Raw genomic sequence first — 7,381 nt, 5'->3', positions numbered from 1 at the left:
TCTTTCCAGGCCCGCAACCCTGCAAAAACAGCACTGGGCGTAGGGTTTATGCGGCCCACCCGTTCGTCTATTTTTTGTTTAACGGATGTTTCTGCGCTGACGTCTCCACGGCGTTCGGCACTCGCCGACCAGGTGATCGCGCAGCTGCGCAACCAGATCACCTCGGGCGAGTGGCCGGTCGGCTCGCGGATTCCGACCGAGCCGGAGCTGGTCGAGCAGCTCGGCGTGGCCCGTAACACCGTGCGCGAGGCGGTGCGGGCCCTGGCGCACAACGGTCTGCTGGACATCCGGCAGGGCTCGGGCACCTATGTGATCGCCACGAGCGAGCTGGCCGGGGTGATGCACCGCCGCTTCGCCGCCGCCGACCCGCGCCACATCGCGGAGCTGCGCTCGACGCTGGAGTCGTCGGCCGCCCGGCTGGCCGCCGTACGGCGCACCGAGCGCGATCTGCGGCAGCTCGACACCCTGATGGCGCGCCGGGAGGAGGCCTGGGCCTCGGGCGACGCGGAGGCGTTCGTCGCGGCCGACGCGACCCTGCACCTGGCGGTGGTCGCCGCCTCGCACAACGACGTCCTGACCGAGCTCTACGCCGACCTCGGAGATCTGCTGCGTGATTATCTGCGCGGTGACGTGGGTCCCGAGCTGCGCCCCGAGAACCATGTGGATCACGCGCGACTGGTCGAGGCGATCCGGGCCGGGGACGCGGAGACGGCGGCGGCCGAGGCGGCGAGCCACGCGCTGAACTGCCTGGCCGACCGGGTGTAGCACCGGTCCGGGGCGCCTTCAGAGGGGCGCGGGACGGTGGCTGACCCAGGCGTCCGCGATCTCCTTCCAGCAGCGGTCCTCCAGCCGCACGGTCCGCCCCGGCGCCACCTCGACCGCCGTGCCGTCCGCGTCGACGTCCCACCAGCGGGCGCACTCGGTGTGGAGCCGGACCAGGTCGGTGGAGGGGTAGGGGTTGTGGCAGTACGCGACGACCCGGGAGCCCTCGATGGTGGTGCGGCACTCGGAGCCGGCCGGTTCGGGCTCGGGGGGCGCCGCTCCCGTACCGGAGTCGGCCCCCCTGGCCACGTGGAACCCCAGAGGTACGGCGAGTGCGGCGACGGCCAAGGAGGCGGCCAGCAGGAGACGGGGCCGGGGCCGGCGACGCGTGGGGCGCACAGCGATCTCCCTCCCGCAGCCTGACCAGAAGTCCGGTTCCTCCACATTCTGCGGTGGATCGGCCGACTTTTCGACCTGAGCAGCGGCGGGTGGTGGCGGGTGGCCGCCGACCGCGAACGGCTCCGGCCGCGTACCGCCTCCGTACGACAGGCACGGAGAGGTACGCGGCCGGAGCCGTTCAGCTGGGGTGGAGCGCGGTCAGGCGCCCATCATGTGCACGCCGCTGTCGACGTGGATGATCTCGCCCGTCGTCCTCGGGAAGAAGTCGGAGAGCAGGGCCACGACGCCGCGGCCGGCCGGCTCCGGGTCGGACATGTCCCAGGCGAGCGGGGCACGGTGGTTCCAGACGTCGGCCAGCTCCGAGAAGCCCGGGATGGACTTGGCGGCCATGGAGCCGATCGGGCCGGCGGAGATCAGGTTGCAGCGCAGCCCGTCCTTGCCCAGGTCACGGGCGAGGTAGCGGGAGGTGGCCTCCAGCGCGGCCTTGGCCGGGCCCATCCAGTCGTACTGCGGCCAGGCGAACTGGGCGTCGAAGGTGAGGCCGACGATCGAGCCGCCCTCGCTCATCAGCGGCTTGCAGGCCATGGCCAGCGACTTCAGCGAGAACGCCGAGACGTGCATCGCGGTGGCGACGGACTCGAACGGCGTGTTGAGGAAGTTGCCGCCGAGCGCGTCCTGCGGCGCGAAGCCGATGGAGTGGACGACGCCGTCCAGCGAGCCGAGCTCCTCGCGCACCAGGCCGGCCAGCCGGTCCAGGTGCTCCTGGTCGGTCACGTCCAGTTCGATGACCTTGGCCGGCTTCGGCAGCTTCCTGGCGATGCGCTCGGTCAGGGTGGGGCGGGGGAAGGCCGTGAGGATGACCTCGGCTCCCTGCTCCTGGGCCACCTTCGCGGTGTGGAACGCGATGGACGACTCCATCAGCACCCCGGTGATGAGGATGCGCTTGCCGTCGAGAATTCCGCTCATGGTGATCAGTGACCCATGCCCAATCCGCCGTCAACGGGGATGACGGCTCCAGTGATGTACGACGCGTCGTCGGAGGCGAGGAAGCGCACCGCGGCGGCGATCTCCTCGGGCTTCGCGTAACGGCCCAGCGGCACCTGGGACACGATGCCCTTGCGCTGCTCCTCGGTGAGCACCTGGGTCATGTCGGTGTCGACAAAACCGGGGGCGACGACGTTGAAGGTGATGTTCCGCGAGCCGAGCTCACGGGCCAGCGACCGGGCGAACCCGACGAGTCCGGCCTTGGAGGCGGCGTAGTTCGCCTGGCCCGCCGAGCCGAGGAGGCCGACGACGGAGGAGATCAGGACGACGCGGCCCTTCTTGGCGCGCAGCATGGCGCGGTTGGCGCGCTTGACGACCCGGAAGGTGCCGGTGAGGTTGGTGTCGACGACGGACGTGAAGTCCTCCTCGGACATCCGCATCAGCAACTGGTCCTTGGTGATACCGGCGTTGGCGACCAGCACCTCCACGGGACCGTGCTTCTCCTCGATCTCCTTGTAGGCCTGCTCCACCTGCTCCGCGTCGGTGATGTCGCAGCGGACCGCGAGGACGCCCGCCTCGGTGAGGGCCTGGGGCGGCTCGCCGGAGCGGTAGGTGATCGCTACCTGGTCGCCGTTGTCGGCGAAGGCGCGGGCGATGGCGAGGCCGATGCCCCGGTTTCCTCCGGTGACGAGAACCGAGCGGCTCAACGGATCACCCTTTCCTTGGCGGTGTGGTGCGCAGTCCATAGCGGTCTGGTACATCGAAAACCTATCGGTACCGTGCGCCGATCGAGGAATCGGGCCCTGACAGTGGCTTGTCCGGGGTGCTGTGGGGTTCCTACAGTTCGCACGGTTGCATGCCTGGCACACATGTCCGCGATATCCCCGGCTGTCCCCACCTTCCGCGTGGTTCACTGCCGTCGTGTATCGAGAAGGGAATTCCCTGTGCCCCACGAGGTAGATCAGTCATTCCTGTCCCTCCCGTTGCGCGCGCTGGCCGACGCGGCGCTCGCGCGGGCGAGGGCGCTCGGCGCCGCGCACGCCGACTTCCGGCTGGAGCGGGTGCGCAGCGCCTCCTGGCGGCTGCGGGACGCTCGCCCGGCCGGGGCTTCGGACAGTACGGACCTGGGGTTCGCGGTGCGGGTGGTGCACGGCGGGGCCTGGGGGTTCGCCTCGGGCGTCGACCTGACGATGGACGCGGCGGCGAAGGTGGCCTCGCAGGCCGTGGCGATGGCCAAGCTGTCGGCCAAGGTCATCGCGGCCGCCGGGTCCGACGAGCGCGTCGAACTGGCGGACGAGCCGGTGCACGGCGAGCGGACCTGGGTCTCGGCGTACGACGTCGACCCGTTCTCCGTACCGGACGAGGAGAAGGCGGCGCTGCTCGCCGAGTGGAGCGGGCGGTTGCTGGGTGCGGAGGGGGTGGCGCACGTGGACGCCTCCCTGACGACCGTCCACGAGAACAAGTTCTACGCGGACACGGCCGGGACCGTCACCACGCAGCAGCGGGTGCGCATCCAGCCGCAGTTCACGGCCGTGGCGGTGGACTCCACGACCGGTGAGTTCGACTCGATGCGGACGATCGCACCGCCGGCCGGGCGCGGCTGGGAGTACCTGACCGGGACCGGCTGGGACTGGGACGCCGAGCTGGAGCAGATCCCGGGGCTGCTGGCGGAGAAGATGCGGGCCCCGAGCGTCGAGGCGGGGACGTACGACCTGGTGGTCGACCCGTCGAACCTCTGGCTGACCATCCACGAGTCGATCGGCCACGCCACCGAGCTGGACCGGGCGCTGGGGTACGAGGCGGCGTACGCCGGGACCTCGTTCGCCACCTTCGACCAGCTGGGCAAACTGACGTACGGCTCCCCCGTCATGAACGTGACCGGTGACCGCACCGCCGAGCACGGGCTCGCGACCATCGGGTACGACGACGAGGGCGTCGAGGCGCAGTCCTGGGACCTGGTCAAGGACGGCACCCTGGTCGGCTACCAGCTGGACCGCCGGATCGCGAAGCTCACGGGGCTCGGCCGCTCCAACGGCTGCGCGTTCGCGGACTCGCCGGGCCACGTCCCCGTACAGCGCATGGCCAACGTGTCGTTGCGGCCGGACCCGGGAGGGCTGTCGACGGAGGACCTGATCGGCGGGGTCGAGCGCGGGATCTACGTCGTCGGCGACCGGTCCTGGTCGATCGACATGCAGCGCTACAACTTCCAGTTCACCGGGCAGCGGTTCTTCCGCATCGAGAACGGCAAGCTCGCCGGGCAGCTGCGCGATGTGGCGTACCAGGCGACGACGACGGACTTCTGGGGCTCGATGGAGAAGGTCGGCGGCCCGCAGACGTATGTGCTCGGCGGCGCGTTCAACTGCGGCAAGGCCCAGCCGGGCCAGATCGCGGCGGTCTCCCACGGCTGCCCCTCCGCCCTCTTCCGAGGCGTGAACATCCTCAACACGACGCAGGAGGCCGGACGATGAGCCGCGTCAGCAAGCCGTACGAGATCGTCGAGCGGGCCCTGGAGCTGTCCACGACGGACGGCCTGGTGGTCATCGCCGACGAGCACTCCTCCGCCAATCTGCGCTGGGCGGGCAACGCGCTCACCACCAACGGGGTGACCCGGGGGCGGACCCTCACCGTCATCGCGACCGTGGACGGGGCCCAGGGCACGGCGTCCGGCGTGGTGTCCCGGTCCGCCGTGACCACCGCGGACCTGGAGCCGCTGGTGCGGGCCGCCGAGGCCGCCGCCCGGGGCGCGGGTCCCGCCGAGGACGCGCAGCCGCTGGTGGGCGATGTGCCCGCGTCCCCCGACTTCACGGACGCGCCGGCCGAGACCGGCTCGGAGGTCTTCGCCGACTTCGCCCCGGCGCTCGGTGACTCCTTCGCCCGCGCCCGCTCCGGCGGCCGGGAGCTGTACGGGTTCGCCAGCCACGAGCTGACCTCCACCTACCTGGGTACGTCGACGGGGCTGCGGCTGCGCCACGACCAGCCGACCGGGACGCTGGAGCTGAACGCCAAGTCGCCGGACCGGACCCGCTCGGCGTGGGCGGGCCGGGCGACCCGGGACTTCAAGGACGTCGACCCGGCGGCCCTGGACGCGGAGCTGGCCCAGCGGCTGCGGTGGGCGGAGCGCCGGATCGAGCTGCCCGCCGGGCGGTACGAGACGCTGCTGCCGCCGACCGCCGTCGCGGACCTGCTGATCTACCAGCTCTGGTCGTCCACCGCGCGGGACGCCGTGGAGGGGCGGACGGTCTTCTCCGAGCCGGGCGGCGGTACGCGGCTGGGCGAGACGCTCTCCCCGCTGCCGCTGACCCTGCGCAGCGACCCGCACGCGCCGGGGCTGGAGTCGGCGCCCTTCGTGATCGCCCACTCCTCCGGGGAGAACGGTTCCGTCTTCGACAACGGGCTGCCGCTCGCGCCGACGGACTGGGTGCGGGAGGGGAAGCTGGAGCGGCTGACGACGACCCGGCACACGGCCGCCCTCACCGGGCTGCCGGTGGCCCCGGCCATCGACAACCTGGTGCTGGACGGGGGCGGCGAGCGGTCGCTGGAGGAGATGGTGGCCGCGACGCGTGGGCGGGCGCTCCTGCTCACCTGCCTGTGGTACATCCGCGAGGTGGACCCGGCGACGCTGCTGCTGACCGGGCTGACCCGGGACGGTGTCTATCTGGTGGAGGACGGCGAGGTGGTCGGCGAGGTGAACAACTTCCGGTTCAACGAGTCGCCGGTGGACCTGCTGTCGAGGGCGTCGGAGGCGGGGCGTACGGAGAAGACGCTGCCGCGCGAGTGGGGCGACTGGTTCACCCGGGCCGCGATGCCCGCGCTGCGCATCCCGGACTTCAACATGAGCTCGGTCAGCCAGGGGGTGTGACCCGCCTAGACTGACACACAGATCTGTACCAGCCATTCAGTCATAAGGAGCACCGGAACCGTGACGGACATCGTCGACGAGCTGAAGTGGCGCGGGCTGTTCGCCCAGTCCACTGACGAGGACGCATTGCGCAAGGCTCTCGCGGACGGTCCCGTCACCTTCTATTGCGGCTTCGACCCGACCGCGGCGAGCCTGCACGTGGGCCACCTCGTGCAGGTCCTCACCGTGCGCCGGCTCCAGCTGGCGGGGCACCGTCCGCTCGCCCTGGTCGGCGGGGCCACCGGTCAGATCGGTGACCCGCGCCCGACCGCCGAGCGCACGCTGAACGACCCGGAGACCGTCGCGGCCTGGGTGCAAAGGCTGCGGGAGCAGATCGAGCCCTTCCTCACCTTCGAGGGTCCGAACGCGGCGACGATGGTCAACAACCTGGACTGGACCGCGGGGATGTCCGCGATCGAGTTCCTGCGGGACATCGGCAAGCACTTCCGGGTCAACAAGATGCTCACCAAGGACTCGGTGGCCCGCCGGCTGGAGTCGCAGGAGGGCATCAGCTACACCGAGTTCAGCTACCAGCTGCTCCAGGGGATGGACTTCCTGGAGCTGTACCGCCGCTACGGCTGCGTCCTCCAGCAGGGCGGCAGCGACCAGTGGGGCAACCTCACCGCGGGCATCGACCTGATCCACCGGCTGGAGCCGGGCGCCACCGTGCACGCGCTGGCGACGCCGCTGATGGTGAAGGCGGACGGGACCAAGTTCGGCAAGTCCGAGAGCGGTGCCGTCTGGCTCGACCCGGAGATGACCACGCCGTACGCGTTCTACCAGTTCTGGCTGAACGTGGACGACCGGGACATCTCCCGGTACCTGCGCATCCTCAGCTTCAAGAGCCGTGAGGAGCTGGAGGAGCTGGAGAAGCTGACCGAGGAGCGGCCGCAGGCCCGTTCCGCGCAGCGGGCGCTGGCCGAGGAGCTGACCACGCTGGTGCACGGCGGGGCGCAGTGCGCGGCGGTCATCGCCGCGTCGAAGGCGCTGTTCGGCCAGGGCGACCTGGCGGAGCTGGACGAGGCGACGCTGACCGCGGCCCTCTCCGAGGTGCCGCACGTCCGGGTCGCCGAGCTGGGGCCGCTGGTGGACCTCCTGGTGGAGGTCGGGCTGGCGCCGAGCAAGTCGGGGGCGCGGCGGACGGTCAAGGAGGGCGGCGCGTACGTGAACAACGTGAAGGTCGCCGACGGCGAGGTCGCGTCGGCCGCCGAGGAACTGCTGCACGGGCGCTGGCTGGTGCTGCGCCGGGGCAAGAAGAACCTGGCGGCCGTGGAGGTCGTCCCGGCCGGCTGACGCCGTACCGCAGCACAGCGCCGCGGCCGGACACGCTTTTCTCGC

At 71.1% G+C, this 7,381-nt stretch carries 7 protein-coding genes; 4 read left to right on the top strand and 3 right to left on the bottom strand.

The features are described 5' to 3' along the window. Positions 1 to 48: 48 nt before the first annotated feature. A complete protein-coding gene (locus AB0917_RS32765; protein ID WP_366823354.1) occupies positions 49 to 765 on the top strand; it encodes a FadR/GntR family transcriptional regulator in 717 nt (238 codons plus the stop codon). Between the two features lie 18 nt (positions 766 to 783). On the opposite strand, the gene AB0917_RS32760 is transcribed toward AB0917_RS32765, so the two are convergent. The 3 genes from AB0917_RS32760 to fabG all read right to left on the bottom strand — a co-directional run bounded on the left by AB0917_RS32760 (position 784) and on the right by fabG (position 2,852). Continuing rightward, the gene (locus tag AB0917_RS32760) at positions 784 to 1,161 is read right to left on the bottom strand and encodes a hypothetical protein (protein WP_366823353.1); all 378 of its coding nucleotides are present in this window, start codon (positions 1,159 to 1,161) and stop codon (positions 784 to 786) included. A gap of 198 nt (positions 1,162 to 1,359) precedes the next feature. After that, positions 1,360 to 2,127 carry an enoyl-ACP reductase FabI gene (gene fabI, locus AB0917_RS32755; RefSeq protein WP_366823352.1) on the bottom strand — a complete coding sequence of 256 codons (768 nt, stop codon included), beginning with the start codon at positions 2,125 to 2,127 and terminating at the stop codon, positions 1,360 to 1,362. A 5-nt stretch (positions 2,128 to 2,132) separates the two neighbouring features. Then, positions 2,133 to 2,852, bottom strand: a complete 720-nt coding sequence (fabG, locus tag AB0917_RS32750; RefSeq protein WP_366823351.1) for a 3-oxoacyl-[acyl-carrier-protein] reductase — start codon at positions 2,850 to 2,852, stop codon at positions 2,133 to 2,135. A gap of 237 nt (positions 2,853 to 3,089) precedes the next feature. On the opposite strand from fabG, the gene AB0917_RS32745 reads away from it, so the two are divergent. From AB0917_RS32745 to tyrS, 3 genes are read left to right on the top strand one after another with little or no spacing between them, the layout of a single operon-like run. Then, on the top strand, positions 3,090 to 4,613 hold the full coding sequence (locus AB0917_RS32745; RefSeq protein WP_366823350.1) for a TldD/PmbA family protein: 1,524 nt from the start codon (positions 3,090 to 3,092) through the stop codon (positions 4,611 to 4,613). Further along, complete coding sequence (locus tag AB0917_RS32740) at positions 4,610 to 6,004, top strand: metallopeptidase TldD-related protein (RefSeq protein ID WP_366823349.1); 1,395 nt, start codon at positions 4,610 to 4,612, stop codon at positions 6,002 to 6,004. Before AB0917_RS32745 ends, AB0917_RS32740 begins: the two co-directional genes overlap by 4 nt. 60 nt (positions 6,005 to 6,064) lie before the next feature. Then, positions 6,065 to 7,336, top strand: coding sequence for a tyrosine--tRNA ligase (tyrS, locus tag AB0917_RS32735; RefSeq protein WP_366823348.1), 1,272 nt, complete (start codon positions 6,065 to 6,067; stop codon positions 7,334 to 7,336). Positions 7,337 to 7,381: the final 45 nt, after the last annotated feature.

The sequence above is a fragment of the Streptomyces sp. NPDC007346 genome (assembly GCF_040703535.1).
Lineage (GTDB): Bacteria > Actinomycetota > Actinomycetes > Streptomycetales > Streptomycetaceae > Streptomyces.
The sequence above is the reverse complement of the archived record's forward strand: the minus strand, read 5'-3'. Positions and strand labels throughout refer to the sequence as shown.